Genomic DNA, 18,695 nt, shown 5'->3' with positions numbered 1-18,695 from the left:
GAGGGGACCCCACCCGAGGAACCCCCACCCTTCTAACGGCGGGACCGGTTCGAGTCAGCCCTCCAGCTTGTAGCCCAGCCCCCGCACGGTCACCAGGTGGACGGGGTTAGCAGGGTCGGCCTCGATCTTGGACCGCAGCCGCTTGACGTGCACGTCGAGCGTCTTGGTGTCGCCGACGTAGTCCGAACCCCACACGCGATCGATCAGCTGGCCGCGGGTCAGCACTCGGCCGCTGTTACGCATCAGGTATTCGAGCAGGTCGAATTCCTTGAGCGGCAACGTAATTGTGTCGCCATTCACCGAGACGACATGGCGTTCGACGTCCATCCGCACCGGGCCGGACTCCAGCACGCCGTCGCTGAACTCCGAGTCGTCGTCGCCGCCGCGGCGCAGCACGGCCCGGATCCGGGCGATCAGCTCGCGCGCCGAGTAAGGCTTGGTCACATAGTCGTCGGCGCCCAGCTCCAAGCCGACCACCTTGTCGATCTCGCTGTCGCGCGCGGTCACCATGATCACCGGAACGCTGGACCGGGCCCGCAGCTGCTTGCACACATCGGTGCCGGACATCCCGGGCAGCATCAAATCGAGCAGCACGATATCCGCACCAGCGCGGTCGAACTCGGCGAGCGCTGAGGGCCCGTCGTTCACCACCGTGGCTTCGAAGCCCTCCTTGCGCAGGAGAAACGCCAGCGGGTCAGCCAGCGACTCCTCGTCCTCCACGATCAACACACTCGTCATCAGCGCGACTCCTCCACGAAGAGCACATTGGTCATCGACTCAGTTCTTCCTCTCGTTGTGACCGGATTGGCCGCACGTCGCGCACTCGTGGCTCCTCCACTTGCTCATCGTCGAGCTGCGCCGAGACGGCTGGAATGGACAGGGTGAAGGTCGATCCGGTTCCCGGTTTGCTCCATACGCCGATGCTGCCGTTGTGGTTGGCAGCGACATGCTTGACGATGGCCAGCCCCAGCCCACTCCCGCCAGTGGCCCGTGACCGTGCCTTGTCGCCACGGAAGAACCGCTCGAAGACCCGCTCCTGGTCTTCCAGGGCGATCCCGATGCCCCGGTCGGTGACGGCGATCTCGACATTGTTGCCACGCAGGCGCCGGCTGATCGTCACCGGCGTTCCGCGGTGTGAATACGCGATCGCATTGGACATCAGGTTGGCCAGTGCGGTAACCAGCAGGGTTTCGTCGCCCAGGACCCGTAGACCGCTCGGCGCGTCGGTGCGCAGCTCGATATCGGCGTTGTCAGCGGCCACTTTATGACGCGAAATCGCCTCGGACACAATGGTGTCGACGTCGACTTCAGTCATGTTGGGCAACCTTTCGGCGCCCTGCAAACGGGACAACTCGATCAGCGATGCGACCATGTCCCCCAGTCGGTTTGCTTCGACCAGCACCTTCTCGGCGAACCGACGCACGGTTTCGGGGTCGTCGTGCGACGCCAGTAGGGCCTCGGCGAGCAGGGCCATGGCGCCGACCGGTGTCTTGAGCTCGTGGCTGACATTGGCCACGAAATCGCGCCTGACCGCCTCCATGCGCGCATGGTCCGACTGATCGTGGACAAAGACCACGGCGAACCGGCGGTCTTCCTCGCTCAACAGGCGCGCGTACCCGTGCACCGACAGCCGGCCGCCGGCCACGCGTTTGGCCGGTGCCAGGTCGAACTCGATGTCTTCGCCACCCAGCGCCTGCTGTGCGGACCGCCACGCCTGGTCGTCGAGCTGGCGGTCGCGTACCAGACCCAGCTCCTTGGCGCGTTCGTTGAGGTAGACCACGTCACGGTGGCTATCGACCACCGCCACGCCCAGCGGCATCAGCGCGATGATGCGCTGCAACATCTGCGCGACGGTGATGCCCGCCCACTCGGTGGCCGCTCGTTGCCGGCGCTCGGTGAGGCGCGGTGCCACGCGGACGCCAACCACCACGCCCACGGCCAGTGCCAGCCCGGACAAGACCCCGGCCAGCAACAGCGCCGAGAACACAGTCACAACCGAAATCCTACAAATCTGGTGAACGCCGCCCTAGCGGAGCGAGGCCAAAAACGGACAAGTCACATATTGCGCCACAGGTGTTCGGCTGTCGTTCACGTGCCGTTTGGCAAATGGCCCCGCTGGCGTGACTTCAGAGGTCACCTAAGCCTTGACGGCGCCCTGGCTGGCTACCGCGGCCGCACCTGCGGCGGCAGCCTCCGGGTCCAGGTATGTGCCACCGGACACCACCGGACGCAAATCGGGATCCAGGTCGTAGCGCAGCGGGATGCCGGTCGGGATGTTCAGCCCGACGACGTCCTCGTCGGACATCCGGTCCAGGTATTTGACCAGGGCCCGCAACGAATTGCCGTGCGCGACGATCAGCACGGTCTTCCCGAACCGCAGATCCGGCACGATGACGTCGGTGTAGTACGGCAGGAACCGGGCCACCACGTCGGCCAGGCATTCGGTCAGCGGCCCGCCGCCGATATCGGCGTAACGAGGATCCGCATCCTGGCTGAACTCGCTGCCCCGCTCGATCGGCGGCGGCGGGGTGTCATAGCTGCGCCGCCAGGCCATGAACTGCTCTTCGCCGTAGCGGGCCTTGGTCTCGGCCTTATCCAAGCCTTGCAGCGCGCCGTAGTGGCGTTCGTTGAGCCGCCAGCTGCGCCGCACCGGAATCCACAGCCGGTCGGCGGTGTCCAGCGCCACATGCGCTGTCGTTATCGCGCGCCTCAACAGCGAGGTGTACAGGATGTCGGGCAACAGGTTCTGTTCGGTCAGCAGCTCGCCCGCACGCACCGCTTCGGCCTGGCCCTTCTCCGTCAGCCCGACGTCGACCCAGCCGGTGAACAGGTTGAGGGCATTCCAGTCGCTCTCGCCGTGGCGGAGCAGCACCAGCGTGGCAGTGTCTCCCATGCCGGTTAGTCTCTCACGCAGTCCCCACGGGATAGTCGCCTTCGTCGTCGTCATCGCGTTCGTCATCGTCGTCGTCGTCGATCAAATGCGCGAACGCCTGCAGGTTCTTCAGTGACTCCCCGCGCGACACCCGCCATTCCCACTCTTTCTGGATCGACGACCGAAAACCCAACTCCAACAACGTGTTGAAGTCCGAGTCGACGGCTTCGAGGACCTGCCCGAGTACCCGGTCGATCTCGTCGGAGTCGACCGAAGCCAGCGACATCCGCCCGATCAGATAGATGTCCCCGACGTTGTCCAGTGTGTAGGCGACGCCGTAAAGCCGGCGATTGCGTTTGAGCAGGAACCGGTAGACACCCTCGTGGTTCTCGTCGGGCTTGCGGCAAACGAATGCCTCGACGCGCACCGAATGTTCCCCGACGGTCAGGATGGTGTTGGTCTTGAGCTTGCGCTCGCCGGGCAGCTCGACGATCAGGCCGGGCAGACCGCCATGCGCGCCCGCGTGCTCCGAGTAGGTCAGCTCGCTGGCGCGCAGCGCGCGCTCGATCAGCTGTTGGGTTGCCTCCGAGGCGGATGTCGTCACGCGCCCACCCCGCGCCGCGACGCCCAGCGGCGCCCAGTACGCACCGATACCAATTCGCGGACCTGGCGGGCGGCCCTGAAGTCGGCGATCGCGCGCCGGTAGCTGGCCAGCAGCGCGTCGGTGGTGTTATCCCAGGAGAAGTTGGCCGCGTGGGCGGCCGCTGCGCGGCTGATCGCCCGCGCCTGGGGCCCGGTGCTGAGCTCCAGCAGGTGGTCCAGAGCATTCGCCCACTGGTCGACGTCGTGTCCGGACACCAAAGTGCCGGTGATACCGTCGCGCACCGCCACGGGCAGCCCGCCTACCGCGGCCGCTGCCACCGGGGTTCCGCAGGCCTGCGCCTCGACGGCGACCAGGCCGAACGACTCCGAGTAACTCGGCACCGCCACCAGGTCTGCAGCCCGGAACAGGGTGGCCAGATCCTCGCGGGACTGCGGCGGCAGGAACGTGACGCGATCCGCGATGCCGAGCTCGTCGGCGAGCCGAACCAGGCCGTCCGGCGCCGCCAGACCGCTGCCCGACGGCCCGCCCGCCACCACGATGCGCACACGCGGCAGCTGCGCGGCGGCGCGCAACACGATGTCGGGCGCCTTCAACGGCTGGATCCTGCCGACGAAGGCGACCACGCGTTCGTCGAGCGGCAGCCCGAGCGTCGCCCGGGCCGCCCGGCGGTCACCCGGGCGGAACACGTCCAGATCGACGCCGGGATGGACCACGTCGATTCGAGCGGGATCGGCGTGATGAATCGAAATCAGTTGTCGGGCTTCGTCATCGGTGTTGACGATCAGCCGGTCCGCCTCGTCTACCACCTGCTGCTCACCGACTGTGCGCAGCGGCGGCTCGGGCGTGTCACCGTCAGCCAGCGCGGCGTTCTTCACCGCCGCCAGCGTGTGCGCCGTGTGGACCAACGGCACCGCCCAGCGGTCGCGAGCCAGCCAGCCGACCTGGCCGGACAGCCAATAGTGCGAGTGCACGATGTCGTAGTGGCCCGGTTCATGCGCCGCTTCGGCGCGCAATACGCCGGCGGCGAACGCGCACAACTGGGTCGGCAGATCGTATTTGTCCAGGCCCTCGAACGGCCCGGCCACCACGTTGCGGACCAGCACGCCGGGCGCCACCCGGGCGACCGGCGGGTCCGCGGACGCCGTGGCCCGGGTGAAGATCTCCACCTCGATGCCCCGCCTGGCCAGGTGTAACGCGCTCTGCAGCACGTAGACGTTCATGCCCCCGGCGTCGCCGGTGCCGGGCTGGGCCAGCGGAGAGGTGTGCACGGCCAATACGGCCACCCGGCGCGGGTCACTCACTACCGGGTCGTCGTGGCGCACTCTTTCATCTTTACAGGACGCTTCGCGACGGCTTCTTCACAGGACGCGCCCAGCGCACTATGCCGACGACTCGGGCACGGCCTCGGGAAGCCGGACGTCCAGTACCCCGGAACGGCGCATCGCGCCCAGCGGATCGGCATAAAGCCCGCTCAGGGACACGATCCCGGCGCCGGCCTCCTGTACCCGGTTGCCGAACGCCGTGACGCGGATGTCGCGCGGCGGCAGCACTGACCGCGCCGCGAACGCCGCCTCGACCTCTTCCATCCCCTCGGGATACTCGGTGAACGCATGGCCCCCGACCACCAGCTCGTCGGGGTTGAGCAAGTCGCGCAGCAACGCGAGGGCCTCGCCGAGCATGCACGCGCGCTCGGCCAGCAGATCTTTGGCCAGCTGGTTACCGCCCCGCGCCACCCGCAGCAGGTCGGTGATGCCTGCGGCAGACCCCACCATGCGGTTCGTGGCAGCCACACCCGGCAAAATTCGCAACCGGCGGGCGGCGGCCAAGACCGCTTCGTCGCTGACCGTTGACTCCAGCTGCCCCGTCCCGCCGAGCAGATCGGAATGCGCCGGCAGGCCCGCAATGGTGCCGGGGCCGCTGGCCGGGCAATGCACCCGTCCGTCGATCACCAGCGCATAGCCCACGGTTTCGCGGGCGTAGACGTACAGAGTGGTCGCCGAGGTGGGCGCGAATCGCCGCATCCCGAGCAACAGCTCGGCACCGGCCATGGCGTCGACGTGAGACGCCACGGACACCGGCAGGCCCAGCGCGTCGGCCAGCACCGGCCCCACCGGCGCCTGTCGCCAGCCCAGCCGGTGGTGGTCGACATGGCCGGTGGCGCTGTCGACGGTGCCACCAATCGCCACGCCGACCCACAACGGCTGACGGCGGTGCCACCGCCGCAAGTACCGGTCCGCGCTGTCGGCCAGCGAAGCCAGCGCCGGCCCTGCGCCGCTGCGCGGGGTGGGGGTCTCGACCGTGTCCAGCGTGCGGCCGAACAGATCGGTGGCCACGATGCTGGTGGTTCGGGCGCCGATGTGGATGCCCAGCGTCACGAACGGTTCGTGGTTGACCTCGACGGGCACTCGCGGGCGTCCGATTGCCCCCGAGACGGCCAGATCAGCACGCTCACGCAGCAGTCCGGCCTCCAGCAGGGCGATGACCTGACGGTTCACCGTCGCGATGCTCAGCTTTGTCACGCCGGCGATGACGTCGCGCCCGACCGGGCCGCGCAACCGCACCGCGCGGAAGACGGAAGCCGCGGCCGAGTCAGACAGATGCAGCGACGGCGGCACGATCTGGCGGTGTGACCGCAACTGGGCGCGGCGGCTGGATGAATGATGGGTGAAAGAAGTTGAGCGCACGAGCGTCCTTAAGTCCGAGTTCTGTTGGCCGGGAACCTGGCCGCGCTTTCCAAATGAGGTCAGGCGCGACAAAGTGCGCGGCAACAACACTCGCCCGCGCAGAACTGCGCGGACGGGCTGCTGAACACGGCGCTGCGGTGCACAACGAGAAATTTAGCACGTTTATTAGAGTTGTCCCGATGATCACCGCGGACGCACAACAACGGGTGGCAGTGGTAACCGGTGCCAGCTCGGGAATCGGCGAGGCGACCGCCAGAACGCTTGCCGCCCAAGGGTTTCACGTGGTCGCGGTGGCACGCCGGGCAGACCGGGTCAACGCCCTGGCCGACGACATCGCTGGCACCGCGATTGTGGCCGACGTCACAGACCAGGCAGCTGTCGAGGCGCTGGCCGGCGCGCTGGACCGGGTTGACGTGCTGGTCAACAACGCCGGCGGCGCCCGCGGCCTGGAACCGGTCGCCGACGCCGACTTCGAGCACTGGCGCTGGATGTGGGAGACCAACGTGATGGGCACATTGCGGGTCACCCGCGCACTGCTGCCCAAGCTGATCGACTCCGGCGACGGACTGATCGTCACCGTGACCTCCATTGCCGCGATGGAGGTTTACGACGGCGGAGCCGGCTACACCGCGGCCAAGCACGGCCAGGGCGCGCTGCACCGCACGCTGCGCGGCGAGCTGCTGGGAAAGCCGGTGCGGCTCACCGAGATTGCGCCGGGCGCGGTCGAAACCGAGTTCTCGCTGGTCCGCTTCGACGGCGATCAACAGCGCGCGGACTCCGTCTATGCCGGAATGACGCCGCTGGTGGCCGCCGACGTCGCCGAAGTGATCGGCTTCGTGGCCTCCCGGCCGGCGCACGTCAACTTGGACCAGATCATCATCCGGCCCCGCGACCAGGCGTCAGCGACCCGCCGGGCTAACCACCTGGACGGGAGCTAGGCGCCGACCCAGAGCTAGAGGTCGTGGGCGTGCCCGACAAGCTGGGCGCGTCGGACGGGGTGGCCGGCGCGGTGACCGGGATCTTCGTCGCCGGCGGGTGCGCCGACGGCCGCGGCAGCGCCGACATCGACACCCAGGTGTCCCAGTCCACTGCCCAGTCCCAGATGTCGCCGTCGGAATAGGACAGCTGGATGGAGCTTCCGGTCACCTCGACCGGGTCGCCGTAGATCGCGCTGGCGAAGTATTCGGCGGCGTCGCCGTTCGACAGGTTGATGCAGCCGTTGGTGACATTGCTGTTGCCCTGTGCGCCGGCGCTCATCGGGTTGGCGTGGATGAACTCGCCGTTGTTCGAGATCCGCACCGCCCACCGTTCGTGGACGTTGCTGTAGCCCGCGGCCGGATTGGACATGTAGAAGTCCGCGTATTTCTCGGTGACGACGTGAATTCCGTTGCGGGTGACGTTGCGCGCCTTGTCGGCCTCGCCGTAGCTGCACGGGAAGTCCATGATGACGCCGGCGTCGGTGATCACCTGGATGCGATGCGACGACACCTCGGCCTTGACCACCTGCCGACGTCCGATCTGGATGTTCAGCGAGAAATCCTGCGCGCCGTAGGCGCCGTCGCCGAACGGCAGCCCGTACAGCTTGGCGTCGACGTTGACCGTGGTGCCCGCGGGGTAGTACTCGCGGGGACGGTAGTGGATGCGCGCACCTTTAGCCTCGTCGGGCAGCCACGCCCAACTGCCCTCGACGGGCGGGTTGGTGGTGACGGTCAGGGCCCGCTCGACGGCGGCCTTGTCACTGATCGGCGCGTCGAACTGGATTATGATGGGCGCCGCGACTCCGACGGTCTGGCCGTCGGCCAACTGGAATCCCCCGTCAATCTTCTTGGTGGGCGTCACGGTGGTGAACTTGCCCTTGACCGGAACCGCTTTGCCGTCATGGCCGACGGCCGACCCCTTCCAGGTGTAGGTCGAGCCGTAGCCCAATGGCTCGGTGGTGGTGTAAACGGTGCGGTCCTGGTTGAAGGTGCCGGCTACGGCCTTGCCCGACGAATTGGTCAGGGCGACGTGCTGGAACCAGCCGTCGGCGACCTCCACGCTGATCGGCGCGTTAGGCACCACGTCGTTGGTCGCGTCGGCGGGCTGAAACTTCAGGTGGGCCGCCGCCGCCTGCTTTTTCTCGGCCTGCTTGCCCGCCGGGCTGGCGCAGGCCGCCAGGATGTTCGGTGCGAACACGCCGACGCCGAGGGCCGCCAGGGCCAGACGCCGGTTGATCGACCCCTGGTTTCCGGGGTCGCGGGAGGTGCTCACGACACCTAAAGATACCGGGCGAAATGAGCACAAAATTGCCCCCGGCCCGACACGGCGGCGTGCGGTGCGGTGCTCAGGCTCACAATCGGCCCTTACAACACGCACCCAACCAGCACCGGCTCGGGTACCAGTGTGATACCGAACACATCCCGCACCCCGTCGCGAATGATGCGGGCCAGCCGCAACACGTCTTCGGTGGTCGCAGCACCCCGGTTGGTCAGCGCCAGCGCGTGTTTGGTGGAAAGCCGGCACGGTGCGGAACTCCCGGTCGCCCCGCCCGAGCCCGGGTTCGGGTAGCCCTTTGCAAAACCCGCGCGCTCCACCAGCCAGCCGGCGGCCAGTTTGACCCCGTCGGCTGCGGGATAGTGCGGCACGGGCCCGTCGATGGTGCCGGCCAGGCGTTCGTAGACCTCCGGCGACACCACCGGGTTGGTGAAGAAGGACCCCACGCTCCAGGTGTCGTGGTCGGCCGCGTCCAGCACCATGCCCTTGCGGGCACGCAGCGCCAGCACCGCGTCTCGGACCGCTCGCGGGTGGGCGCGCTCACCGCTGCTCGCACCCAGCGCGGTCGTCAGCTCTCCGTAGCGCAGTGGCGCGCTGCGCCCCGACGGGTCCAGCGCGAACTCCACTTCCAGCACCACGTCCGCGAGAGCTCGCTTGAGCATGCTGGTGCGGTAGCCGAAGCCGAGCTCGGCTGCCGGTACCCAACGCACGTCGCCGGTGGCGCGGTTCAGCAGCCGGACGCGGGTGATGGTGTCGGACACTTCGGCGCCGTAGGCTCCCACGTTCTGCACCGGTGTCGCCCCGGCCGAGCCCGGGATCCCGGACAGGCATTCCAGCCCGCCCAGCCCGTGCTCGACGGCCGTTACCACCACGTCGTCCCAGACGGCGCCGGCCTCCGCGCGCACTACGTTGCCGTCGACGACGATGCCGTTATTGGCCAGCCGCACAGCGGTGAGGTCGGTCAGCGTGTCGTCGATGACCAGATTCGAACCGCCGGCAAACACCAGCAACTCTTGCCGGCCGTCGGCGTCCAACTCCTGCAACGCTGCGACCACTTGTTCCGTAGTGGCACAAGTGATTAGACGGCGCGCGACCGGCCCGACCCGCAAGGTGGTCAGCGGGGCCAGCGGTACCTGCTCGGCGACGTGCGCACCGGCGAAGAGCGAACCGGCCCCCCGTTTCATAAGCTCCGTTTCATGGCCCGTAACGGTAGCCTGGCCTGCTATGCCGCGTTCATTCGACATGACCGCCGAATACCAGGGCAGCGTCGAAGACGTCTATCGCGCTTTCGCCGACAAGCACTACTGGTTGGCGCGGCTGGCCGATTCGGGAGTCGACGAAACGGCGCTGGAGTCGATGCGAGTCGGCGGCCAGTCGGGAAACGACGGCACCATCGAAGTGGTCACGCTGCAGGTGATCCACAGCCATAAGCTGCCGGGTCTGATCACCCAATTGCACCGGGGCGATCTCGCTGTCCGGCGCGAGGAGACCTGGGGCCCGATCACCGACGGCACCGCGCGGGCGGCGCTGGCCGGAGAGATCGTGCGCGCACCGGCGACACTGTCGGGGACCGCCACCCTGTCTCCCGCCGCCCACGGGGGCAGCTCCCGGGTGGACTTCGAGGTCAGCGTCCAAGTGGGAGTTCCGCTTATCGGCGGAAAGATCGAGAGCATGATCGGCGCCCAACTGGCCGCGGTGGTGGAAGCAGAGCAGCGCTTCACCGCGAATTGGATCGCGACTCACGCCTGAGCCGCTCGACTTCTAGGCTGGCGAGCATGCGAATCGCGCTGGCGCAAATACTCAGCGGCACCGAACCGGCCGCCAACCTGCGTCTGGTGCGCGAGTACACCGACCGGGCAGCGGAGGCCGGGGCCAAGCTTGTGGTGTTCCCGGAGGCGACCATGTGCCGGTTCGGGGTCCCGTTAGCGCCGATCGCCGAGCCTGTCGACGGGCCGTGGGCCGAGGGCGTCCGGCGGATCGCCAGCCAGGCCGGCATCACAGTGATCGCCGGCATGTTCACTCCCTCCGGTGACGGGCGGGTGAAAAACACGCTGATCGCCGCCGGTCCCGGCACACCCAACCGCCCCGACGCGCACTACGACAAGATCCACCTGTACGACGCGTTCGGCTTCGCGGAGTCACGCACCGTCGCACCGGGAGACGAACCGGTGGTCATCACCGTCGACGACGTACGGGTGGGGTTGAGTGTTTGCTACGACATTCGGTTTCCGGCGCTCTACACCGAGCTGGCCCGGCGCGGCGCCCAGCTGATCGTCGTCTGCGCATCCTGGGGAGCTGGTCCCGGCAAACTCGAACAGTGGACGTTGCTGGCGCGCGCCCGGGCGCTGGACTCGACTAGCTATGTGGCCGCGGCCGGGCAGGCCGACCCAGGTGTGGAATCCGGGTCAAAGGCACCGACCGGGGTGGGCGGCAGCTTGGTGGCATCACCGTTGGGCGAGGTAGTGGCGTCGGCGGGAGCCGACCCGCAACTGCTGGTCGCCGACATCGACGTGGCCGACGTAGCGGCCGCTCGAGAAAACATTGCGGTACTGCGAAACCAGGCACGCTTTATTCAGGTGGATAAGGCAGAATCGCCAAGGTGACGAATCCGCAAGGACCGCCCAACGACCCATCGGCGTGGGGCCGTCCCGGTAACCAGGGTCCTTTTGGCAATCCGCAGGCACCAACCGAGCGGCTCCGCAGCGGGCAGCCGCAACAGGGTGGTGCACCCGATCAAGGGCGTACGGTGCCTGGCCAGTTGCCGGGTGCGACGGAGCGGTTCGGCACGGCGCGGGCCAACCCGCAGCAGCCTGGGTACTCACCGCCCCGGACACCGGCGGGGCCCCCGAGAAGTCAGGTGGCCGGGCCGCCGGAAGACTCGGCCAAGCCGAAGAAGAAGCGGCGGCTTCGCGATCCGCTATCCATCGTTCTGGTGCTCGTCATCGTGCTTGCGGTGGTGGTCGCCGGGGTGATCGGAGCTGAGCTATTCGTGCGGAACCGAGCGACCAACAAAGTCGCCGAGGCCTTTGCCTGCGAGTTCCAGGACAAAGCCACCGCGAAGTTCGGGGTTGCTCCGCTGGTTCTGTGGCAAGTGATCACCAAACACTTCACCAACATCTCGGTGGATACCGCCGGCAACCAGATCAAGAACGCCAAGGGCGCCAAGATCGACCTCAAGATCCAGGATGTGCGAATCACGGACAGTCCCGATTCCAAGGGCACCATCGGCTCGATCGATGCCACCTTCACCTGGCCGACGCAAGGCATCAAGGACTCGATAGCGAGCAAGTTGCAGGGACTGGCCAAATTCGTCACCAACACCGTGACCGCTCATCCCAACGACGGCACCGTTGAGCTGAAGGGCATGTTGGACAACATGGTGGTCAAGCCGGTGGTCTCCGGTGGCGGTATCGAGCTGCAGATCCAGAGTTTCAACGCGCTGGGTTTTTCACTGCCCAAAGAGTCCGCGCAGTCGCAGCTGGACAAGTACACGTCCGACGCGACCAAGAACCTACCGCTGGGCATCCACGCCGACCGTGTGCAGGTCACCTCGGACAGCCTGGTCGCTCACTTCGTGACGCAGAACGCCACGATCCCGACCGGGGGCACCAGCAAGGACTCCTGCTTCTCCAACCTGTGACGGCCGGCCCTGCGGTCAGCTGAGCCCGTCGAGCACCGCTCGGGTGCCGGACAGACCCAGCCGGGTGGCGCCGGCGTCCAGCATGGCGAGCGCGTCGGCCGCCGTGCGGATGCCGCCGCTGGCCTTCACTCCGAGTCGTCCGCCGACCGCGTCGGCCATCAGCGCTACGGCGGTCACCGAGGCTCCGCCCGCGGGGTGAAACCCGGTGGAGGTCTTAACGAAATCCGCGCCGGCGTCCTCGGCGGCGCGACATACGTCTCCCAAGGTTTGCACGCGCGCCCGGTCCAGCAGCACCGCCGACTCGACGATCACCTTGAGCACGGCTTCGCCGGCAGCCGCGCGCACTGCCTCGATGTCGGACCGCACCGCGGCGAAATCCCCGGCCAGCGCGGCGCCGACGTCGATGACCATGTCGATCTCGCCGGCGCCGGATGCCACGGCGGCGGCCGCCTCCTGCGCCTTGACCGCTGACAGGTGCTTGCCCGACGGGAATCCCGCCACCGCCGCCACCAGCACGTCTCCCCCGGCTGCTTGGACCGCGGTCGGCACCATCGACGGCGAGACGCACACCGCGTAGACGCCCAGTTCGGCGCCCTCGGCGACCAGCGCGCTCACGTCGGCAGCGGTGGCCTCCGGTTTGAGCAGCGTGTGGTCGACCAGCGCCGCCAGCTGCTCTCGGGTCACTCGGCCCGCCACTAGAAGCCCTCGTCGGGGGCGCCCGGGTTGCAGCCGGAGGCGACCATCTCGGAGTCGTCGACGACCGGACGCCACGGCTCCAGGTTCCAGCTGGTCTTGCCGGGTTGCGCGAACTCGGCGAACTGCCAGTGACAGATGAACTGGGCGCGCATGCCGGGAGTGTCGGCGTCCGGCGACAGTGCCAGCACCTCGGACCAGGCTTCGTCGGCCGCCCCGGTCGTCCCGCCCTGCCTGGCGGCGGCGCGGCCGGCCGGCGTCGGGTAGACCCGCAGGCTGGTGAAGTGTCCCCACCGAGCCCATTGCGTGTGATCGACGAACGGAGGGGCGGGGTCCGCCCCCGGGTCCGCCACAGCCGGGGCGGCAGCGACCAGCGCGACCAACATCAGTGCCGCCGCCAGCGGGGCTTTCATCTGCTAATGGGCGACTAGTGGGACTTACCTTGAACCTCAAGGAGCTTGGGCCGTACGTCGACCAGGTATACGCCGGCCGCACAGGCCGATATCACCGTCCCGAACAACCCGAAAATGGGGTACAGGACGGAGGTCAGCGCCACCGCCCCGGCGAGGATCAGCAACCACACCGGCTTAGTCAGCTTGTCCGCTGCGGTATAGGCATCGTGCCGCTGCATCGCCGCATGCACGAACGCATACACCGCCGCCACCAAGACGGCGACCAACAAAACCACCATGACGGTACCCACGACATTCACGCCTCAAGGGTATGCGGGCACCTGCCAAAACGTCGACTCCGAGCTGCCCTGCGGGAGGGCAGCTCGGAGTCGTGTGGGCTCAGCCCTTACTTCTGGGTGACCTTCTTGGCCGGAGCCTTCTTGGCCGGAGCCTTCTTGGCCGCAGCCTTCTTGGCGGGCGCCGCCTTCTTGGCCGGAGCCTTCTTGGCCGGGGCCTTCTTGGCGGGCAGCTCGATGCCGACCAGCTTGGCGGCACGCTCGCCCACCGCGCGGGTCTGCGACGCGACGGTCCCCAGTGCCTCCTGGGTCAGCTCGACGGCCTGGTCCACGTAGCCCTCGGCACGCGCCGAAGCGTCTTCGAAAGCCGACTGGCTGCGCAACCGCTCCAGAGCGGCCTCGCCGCGCTCGACCAGCTCGTTGTAACGGGTGGTCGCAGCCTCGAGGTAGCCCTCAGCGGCCTTGCGCAGCTCGTCGGAGGTGAACTTCTCGCGAAGCTCGCGCAGCTGCTCAGGCAGGTTCTCCTGGAGCTTGGCCAGCCGGTCGCGGGTCTCCTCGACCCGGCTGCGGGTGTCGGTACGCCGCTCGCCGGCGCGCTCGCGCAATTCCGCTACCAAGTCGTTGACAGTCGCCAGGGCCAAGTCAGCCGCGCCAAGCGCCGCCAGCAACGGAGCCCTGAGGTCTTCGATGTTCGCGTTTTCAGCCATGTTTGTTCCTTTCATGGGTTTTCGTTCGGCTTTATTGCGTATCTGGTCTGGTCTGGGGGTTAGGGCAAGCGTTGGCTCCTGCGCGAGGAGTAGTCAAGACCCGCGGATTGACATGGCACGCGGCTTGCGGGAAACCTCCTGATTTGTCGGGTCGATGGATGGTTGAGTTCGTCAACCGGGCCTAGGACAGCGCTGAGGTTTCGCCCAACCGATTGCGGCCCCACTGTCGGGATGCCGGCCCGGCGACCAAATCAATCGGCAGTGTCGGTTTGGCTCGGACACTCCTCACGGATGGATTCGTTTTGGAAGGTGAATGACGCGTAGATGTCGAGCAACACCTGCTTCTGACGCTCGGTGATCGCCGTATCGGTGATGATCGCGTCGCGCACCGGGCTAGGCTCGCTCGGCTCGAGGATCCCGGCCCGCACATACAGGACCTCGGCGGAGAGCCGCAGCGCCTTTGCTATCTGGTTCAGGACGTCGGCGGACGGCTTGCGCAATCCGCGCTCGACCTGACTCAGGTAAGGATTGCTGACACCGGACCGTTCTGCGAGCTGGCGTACCGAGACGTGAGCAGTTTCACGTTGGCTTCTGATAAAGCTGCCGATGTCGGAAGCCATATCGGAAGCAGCGGTAGACACCTTAGCGGCGAGCTTCTCCTCCGCCATTGGTGCCCTCCTCGATACGTGGAAGTCGGTGCTTGGGAGCACCAGAGTACGGACGAATGCTTGCTATTGCAAGCAGCTTGTTAGCACTCGTCAGAACAGCACCTGCGCGACGGCGTAGATCACCAGGCCCGCCAGCGCACCTACCACGGTGCCGTTGATCCGGATGAACTGCAAGTCGCGGCCGACGTGCAGCTCGATGCGACGGCTGGCTTCCTCGGCATCCCAACGCTCGATCGTCTCGGTGATGATCGCGGTGATCTCCACCCCGTATTGCGAGACCAGATGCTGTGCGGCGCGCACCATCCAGTTGTCGACCTTGTCGCGCAGGTCCGCGTCGTCGCGCAGCGATTCGCCGATTCGAACCACGGTGTCGGTAATCCGGCTGCGCAGCGTACTGGACGGGTCGTCGACGCCCTCGAGCACCAGCCGTTTCAGCGTCTTCCACGCGGTCGCGGCGGCGTTCGCGATCTCGTCGCGCGCCATCAGCTGTTCTTTGATCGCGTCCGCACGCGCGATGGTGGCCGGATCGTTTTGCAGGTCGTCGGCGAATTCGAACAGGAAGCGCGTGGCCGACCGTCGCAACTCGTGGTCCGGGTTGCGGCGCACCTTGTCGGTGAAGTCCATCAGCTCGCGGTGGATGCGATCGCCCACCATGTGGTCGATGAATCGGGGCGACCAGCTCGGGGAATCACGCTCGACCACTCGCTGGATCACCTCGCCCGCGTTCAGCGACCACTGGAACGCCCGATCGGCCAGCAGCTGAATCAGCGCCTCCTGCCGGTTCTCGGCCAGCAGCGTCGCCAGCACGCGGCCCACCGGCGGACCCCACTGCGGCTCGGCGATGCGGCGCACGATCATCCGGTCGATCACCTGCTGCACGTCGTCGTCGCGCAGCAGCTCGACCAGCACCCGCAACACCGTCGCCGTCTCGTTCGCCACCCGCTCGGCGTGCGAGATGTCGGACAGCCACTTGCCGAGCCGTCCGGGCACCTGCGCGTCGCGCAGCTTGGTCTCCACCACCGCCGGCGACAGGAAGTTTTCCCGCACGAACGTGCCCAGGCCCTCACCTAGCTGGTCTTTCTTGCGCCTGATGATCGCCGTGTGCGGGATCGGGATGCCCAGCGGGTGCTTGAACAGCGCGGTGACCGCGAACCAGTCCGCCAGGGCGCCCACCATGCCGGCCTCCGCGGCAGCACCGACGTAGCCGACCCAGATGCCGGTGATGCCGTGGGCCTGGGCCCACCGGCAGGCGAGGAACAATCCGGTGGCGCCGATCAGAAAGCTGAGCGCCACCGCTTTCATCCGGCGCAGTCCCCGCCGCCGCTCCGCATCCGCGACCGGATCGGCCGCTGCGAACGACTCCGCGAACGACGCGCGGGCCGGGCGCGTCACCGCGGGGAGCGCCTCGCCTGGATGTGAGGCTCTGTGTGCCACCACACCATCATCCACGAGCGGGACCATCATCCACGAGCGCGCGGCCGACACCGCTCGGCCGCCGCGAGCGCATGGCGCTGAGGGACCGGACGGGGCCGTAATATCGACAGCGTCTAGTGAATGGGAAATCGGCGAACGTGGCAGAGCAAGTCCCGGTGGTGACCGCAAAGACGGACGGTCGCAAGCGGCGCTGGCACCAACACAAGGTGGAGCGCCGAAACGAATTGGTTGACGGCACCATCGAAGCGATCCGCCGGCAGGGCCGAAACCTCAGCATGGACGAGATCGCCGCCGAGATCGGCGTCTCCAAGACCGTGCTGTACCGCTACTTCGTCGACAAGAACGACCTGACCACCGCGGTGATGATGCGCTTCGCGCAGACCACGTTGATTCCCAACATGGCCGCCGCACTGTCCTCCAACCTCGACGGCTACGACCTGACCCGCGAGGTCATCCGGGTCTACGTGGAAACCGTGGCAAGCGAGCCGGAGCCGTACGGCTTCGTGATGGCCAACAGCTCGGGCAGCAAGAGCAAGGTGATCGCCGACTCCGAACGCATCATCGCCCGCATGATCGCGGTGATGCTGCGCCGCCGCATGATCGAGGCCGGGATGGACACCGGCGGGGTGGAGCCGTGGGCGTACCTCATAGTCGGCGGAGTGCAGTTGGCCACCCACTCCTGGATGTCAAACCCGCGAATGAGCACCGACGAGCTCATCGACTACCTGACGATGCTGAGCTGGAGCGCACTGTGCGGGATCGTCGAGGCCGGCGGATCGCTGGAAAAGTTCCGCGGGCAGCCGCATCCCACGCCGATCGTCGGGCCGTGGGAGCAGCTATAGGCAAGGGGAGACAGGGGCCGAGAAATGCCTGAGGTCAGCGCCGGCTCACGGCTGAGGTCGTGGGGATATGCATTGCGGACCACCAATCCGCCCCCGGACGGCCCCGTCGACGCGGTTACCCGCTGGCTCGTCGTCACCCGCGCGGCACTGCTGCCGATGACGGTGTTCTCCGGGCTGGTAGCTGCGCTGCTGGCGATCGGCAAGCCCGGGCTGGACTGGCGCTGGCTGATCCTGGCTGTGGTGGGAATCACGTTGGCGCACACCGCCAACAACCTGATGAACGACCTCTACGACACGCAGGTCGGCACCGACAGCGCCACCTACCCCCGCGCGCTCTACGCTCCGCACCCGGTGCTGTCCGGGCTGGTCAGCCGGCGCACGCTGGGGCTGGCGATCCTCGCGGTCAACTTCGCCGACCTGGCGATCCTGGTCATCTTGACCTGGGCGCGCGGCTGGCCCGTCGTAGCCTTCGCGCTCAGCGGGTTCGTGCTGAGCGTCGCCTACACCGCCCCGCCCTTGCGGCTGAAGAAGCGCGGGCTCGGTGAACCCGACGTGTTCGTCGTGTGGGGCCCCTTGATGGTGTGCGGCACCTACTATTCCGCGGTAGGTGCGGTGGGCTGGGATGTGATCCTCGCCTCGCTCCCGTACGGCTTGCTGTGCACCACGGTGTTGATGGGCAAGCACATCGACAAGATCCCCTACGACGAGCCACTGGGCATTCGCACCCTGCCGGTGCTGCTCGGCGAGCGGCGCGCCCGGGTGCTCACCCTGGGCATGATGGCCGGCTTCTATGTGCTGGTCGCCGGTGCGGTTGCGGTGGGGGCCATGCCGTGGCCGGCGCTGGTCGTGGTCTTGGCGCTGCCCCGGCTGGTGAAGGTGTGGCCGTATTTCCGCCGTCCGCCACCTGAGGCGCCGCCACCGAATTTCCCGGTGTGGCCGCTGTGGTATGCCGCCCTGGCCTGGCTGCACGTCCGGCAGGCCGGCGCGCTGTTGGTGTTAGGTCTCGCTGTCGGTGCGGGCCTGCGCGCATTGTGAGTTCGACGCCGGCAGCGGTTAGCATGCAGGGAATCGCATCGGGGGGGCTGTCCAGCGTTGTCGCTTGCTGTGCCATGAAAGCCCCCGGGAGACAGAAAGGCGCCTCTCGTCATGGCCGTGCAGCTCACGCCGCATTTTGGGAACGTGCAAGCCCATTACGATCTATCCGACGACTTCTTCCGGCTTTTCCTCGACCCCACCCAGACATATAGCTGCGCCTACTTCGAGCGCGACGACATGACGTTGCAGGAAGCCCAGCTCGCCAAGATCGACCTGGCCCTGGGCAAGTTGGGTCTCGAGCCTGGGATGACGCTGCTGGACGTCGGCTGCGGCTGGGGCGCCACGATGCGGCGCGCCATCGAGAAGTACGACGTCAATGTCGTGGGGCTGACGTTGTCGGAGAACCAGGCCGCCCACGTCCAGCGCACGTTCGACGAGATGGACACCTCCCGCAGCGCGCGGGTGCTGCTTGAAGGGTGGGAGAAGTTCGACGAGCCCGTCGACCGGATCGTCACCATCGGCGCGTTCGAAGCGTTCAAGATGGAGCGTTACGCCGCTTTCTTCGAACGCTCCTA

General features: G+C 67.3%; 20 protein-coding genes and 1 pseudogene. 7 read left to right on the top strand and 14 right to left on the bottom strand.

The genetic code is table 11. The annotated features are described in order from the left end of the window. Positions 1-54 precede the first annotated feature (54 nt). From regX to A5791_RS05530, 6 genes are all read right to left on the bottom strand, one after another. On the bottom strand, positions 55-738 hold the full coding sequence (regX, locus tag A5791_RS05555; protein ID WP_067232428.1) for a two-component sensory transduction protein RegX: 684 nt from the start codon (positions 736-738) through the stop codon (positions 55-57). Between the two features lie 31 nt (positions 739-769). Then, positions 770-1,993, bottom strand: a complete 1,224-nt coding sequence (locus tag A5791_RS05550; protein ID WP_156661014.1) for a cell wall metabolism sensor histidine kinase WalK — start codon at positions 1,991-1,993, stop codon at positions 770-772. A gap of 144 nt (positions 1,994-2,137) precedes the next feature. After that, on the bottom strand, positions 2,138-2,893 hold the full coding sequence (locus tag A5791_RS05545) for a phosphoglyceromutase (RefSeq protein WP_067232425.1): 756 nt from the start codon (positions 2,891-2,893) through the stop codon (positions 2,138-2,140). Positions 2,894-2,906: 13 nt separating this feature from the next. Continuing rightward, complete coding sequence (locus A5791_RS05540; RefSeq protein WP_197504603.1) at positions 2,907-3,476, bottom strand: YbjN domain-containing protein; 570 nt, start codon at positions 3,474-3,476, stop codon at positions 2,907-2,909. Next, positions 3,473-4,798 (bottom strand): D-inositol-3-phosphate glycosyltransferase, encoded by a 1,326-nt coding sequence (gene mshA, locus A5791_RS05535; protein ID WP_067232421.1) that lies wholly within the window; start codon positions 4,796-4,798, stop codon positions 3,473-3,475. Before mshA ends, A5791_RS05540 begins: the two co-directional genes overlap by 4 nt. A 57-nt stretch (positions 4,799-4,855) precedes the next feature. Beyond that, entirely contained in the window at positions 4,856-6,160 is a 1,305-nt protein-coding gene (locus tag A5791_RS05530; protein WP_067232441.1) for an ROK family transcriptional regulator, read from the bottom strand. Positions 6,161-6,339: 179 nt separating this feature from the next. Between A5791_RS05530 and A5791_RS05525 the strand changes: the two genes are divergently transcribed. Beyond that, a complete protein-coding gene (locus A5791_RS05525) occupies positions 6,340-7,098 on the top strand; it encodes an SDR family NAD(P)-dependent oxidoreductase (protein ID WP_067232418.1) in 759 nt (252 codons plus the stop codon). On the opposite strand, the gene A5791_RS05520 is transcribed toward A5791_RS05525, so the two are convergent. Together A5791_RS05520 and A5791_RS05515 are read right to left on the bottom strand one after the other, a co-directional pair. After that, positions 7,076-8,446 carry an Ig-like domain-containing protein gene (locus A5791_RS05520; RefSeq protein WP_156661015.1) on the bottom strand — a complete coding sequence of 457 codons (1,371 nt, stop codon included), beginning with the start codon at positions 8,444-8,446 and terminating at the stop codon, positions 7,076-7,078. The genes A5791_RS05525 and A5791_RS05520 overlap by 23 nt on opposite strands. Positions 8,447-8,502: 56 nt before the next feature. Then, on the bottom strand, positions 8,503-9,597 hold the full coding sequence (locus tag A5791_RS05515) for a UDP-N-acetylmuramate dehydrogenase (protein WP_067232412.1): 1,095 nt from the start codon (positions 9,595-9,597) through the stop codon (positions 8,503-8,505). 40 nt (positions 9,598-9,637) lie between these two features. Between A5791_RS05515 and A5791_RS05510 the strand changes: the two genes are divergently transcribed. From A5791_RS05510 to A5791_RS05500, 3 genes are read left to right on the top strand one after another with little or no spacing between them, the layout of a single operon-like run. Next, positions 9,638-10,162 (top strand): DUF2505 domain-containing protein, encoded by a 525-nt coding sequence (locus tag A5791_RS05510; protein ID WP_067232409.1) that lies wholly within the window; start codon positions 9,638-9,640, stop codon positions 10,160-10,162. A gap of 26 nt (positions 10,163-10,188) precedes the next feature. After that, positions 10,189-11,016 (top strand): carbon-nitrogen hydrolase family protein, encoded by an 828-nt coding sequence (locus A5791_RS05505; RefSeq protein WP_067232405.1) that lies wholly within the window; start codon positions 10,189-10,191, stop codon positions 11,014-11,016. Further along, a complete protein-coding gene (locus tag A5791_RS05500) occupies positions 11,013-12,053 on the top strand; it encodes a DUF2993 domain-containing protein (RefSeq protein WP_082966761.1) in 1,041 nt (346 codons plus the stop codon). The genes A5791_RS05505 and A5791_RS05500 overlap by 4 nt, the downstream gene beginning before the upstream one ends. 15 nt (positions 12,054-12,068) lie before the next feature. Here A5791_RS05500 and deoC read toward each other — a convergent pair whose 3' ends face one another. The 6 genes from deoC to A5791_RS05470 all read right to left on the bottom strand — a co-directional run bounded on the left by deoC (position 12,069) and on the right by A5791_RS05470 (position 16,246). Further along, positions 12,069-12,749: a deoxyribose-phosphate aldolase gene (deoC, locus tag A5791_RS05495; RefSeq protein ID WP_067232402.1), complete on the bottom strand. Its 681-nt coding sequence runs from the start codon at positions 12,747-12,749 to the stop codon at positions 12,069-12,071. Then, positions 12,749-13,159, bottom strand: a complete 411-nt coding sequence (locus tag A5791_RS05490) for a DUF2599 domain-containing protein (RefSeq protein ID WP_067232398.1) — start codon at positions 13,157-13,159, stop codon at positions 12,749-12,751. Before A5791_RS05490 ends, deoC begins: the two co-directional genes overlap by 1 nt. Before the next feature lie 14 nt (positions 13,160-13,173). Continuing rightward, positions 13,174-13,449 carry a DUF2516 family protein gene (locus tag A5791_RS05485; protein ID WP_082966763.1) on the bottom strand — a complete coding sequence of 92 codons (276 nt, stop codon included), beginning with the start codon at positions 13,447-13,449 and terminating at the stop codon, positions 13,174-13,176. Positions 13,450-13,544: 95 nt separating this feature from the next. Beyond that, entirely contained in the window at positions 13,545-14,141 is a 597-nt protein-coding gene (gene hbhA / locus A5791_RS05480; protein ID WP_067232395.1) for a heparin-binding hemagglutinin HbhA, read from the bottom strand. Positions 14,142-14,392: 251 nt separating this feature from the next. After that, entirely contained in the window at positions 14,393-14,809 is a 417-nt protein-coding gene (locus A5791_RS05475) for a helix-turn-helix domain-containing protein (protein WP_067232391.1), read from the bottom strand. A 90-nt stretch (positions 14,810-14,899) separates the two neighbouring features. Then, positions 14,900-16,246, bottom strand: a complete 1,347-nt coding sequence (locus tag A5791_RS05470) for a DUF445 domain-containing protein (protein WP_082966762.1) — start codon at positions 16,244-16,246, stop codon at positions 14,900-14,902. Positions 16,247-16,380: 134 nt separating this feature from the next. Between A5791_RS05470 and A5791_RS05465 the strand changes: the two genes are divergently transcribed. The 3 genes and pseudogenes from A5791_RS05465 to pcaA form a co-directional block, all read left to right on the top strand. Next, positions 16,381-17,085, top strand: coding sequence for a TetR/AcrR family transcriptional regulator (locus A5791_RS05465; RefSeq protein ID WP_067232387.1), 705 nt, complete (start codon positions 16,381-16,383; stop codon positions 17,083-17,085). 24 nt (positions 17,086-17,109) lie between these two features. Then, positions 17,110-18,120: a prenyltransferase gene (locus A5791_RS05460; RefSeq protein ID WP_067232383.1), complete on the top strand. Its 1,011-nt coding sequence runs from the start codon at positions 17,110-17,112 to the stop codon at positions 18,118-18,120. Positions 18,121-18,231: 111 nt separating this feature from the next. After that, positions 18,232-18,695: pseudogene (pcaA, locus tag A5791_RS05455) on the top strand (cyclopropane mycolic acid synthase PcaA); the annotation flags it as partial.

The sequence above is a fragment of the Mycobacterium sp. 852002-51163_SCH5372311 genome, from assembly GCF_001667115.1.
Lineage (GTDB): Bacteria > Actinomycetota > Actinomycetes > Mycobacteriales > Mycobacteriaceae > Mycobacterium.
This window is presented reverse-complemented; position numbering and strand designations above follow the sequence as displayed.

Coding starts and splice junctions, on each gene's coding strand:
- regX (WP_067232428.1), bottom strand. CDS start 738: ATGACGAGTGTGTTGATCGTGGAGGACGAGGAGTCGCTGGCTGACCCG.
- A5791_RS05545 (WP_067232425.1), bottom strand. CDS start 2,893: ATGGGAGACACTGCCACGCTGGTGCTGCTCCGCCACGGCGAGAGCGAC.
- A5791_RS05525 (WP_067232418.1), top strand. CDS start 6,340: ATGATCACCGCGGACGCACAACAACGGGTGGCAGTGGTAACCGGTGCC.
- A5791_RS05515 (WP_067232412.1), bottom strand. CDS start 9,597: ATGAAACGGGGGGCCGGTTCGCTCTTCGCCGGTGCGCACGTCGCCGAG.
- A5791_RS05510 (WP_067232409.1), top strand. CDS start 9,638: ATGCCGCGTTCATTCGACATGACCGCCGAATACCAGGGCAGCGTCGAA.
- A5791_RS05505 (WP_067232405.1), top strand. CDS start 10,189: ATGCGAATCGCGCTGGCGCAAATACTCAGCGGCACCGAACCGGCCGCC.
- A5791_RS05490 (WP_067232398.1), bottom strand. CDS start 13,159: ATGAAAGCCCCGCTGGCGGCGGCACTGATGTTGGTCGCGCTGGTCGCT.
- hbhA (WP_067232395.1), bottom strand. CDS start 14,141: ATGGCTGAAAACGCGAACATCGAAGACCTCAGGGCTCCGTTGCTGGCG.
- A5791_RS05475 (WP_067232391.1), bottom strand. CDS start 14,809: ATGGCGGAGGAGAAGCTCGCCGCTAAGGTGTCTACCGCTGCTTCCGAT.
- A5791_RS05460 (WP_067232383.1), top strand. CDS start 17,110: ATGCCTGAGGTCAGCGCCGGCTCACGGCTGAGGTCGTGGGGATATGCA.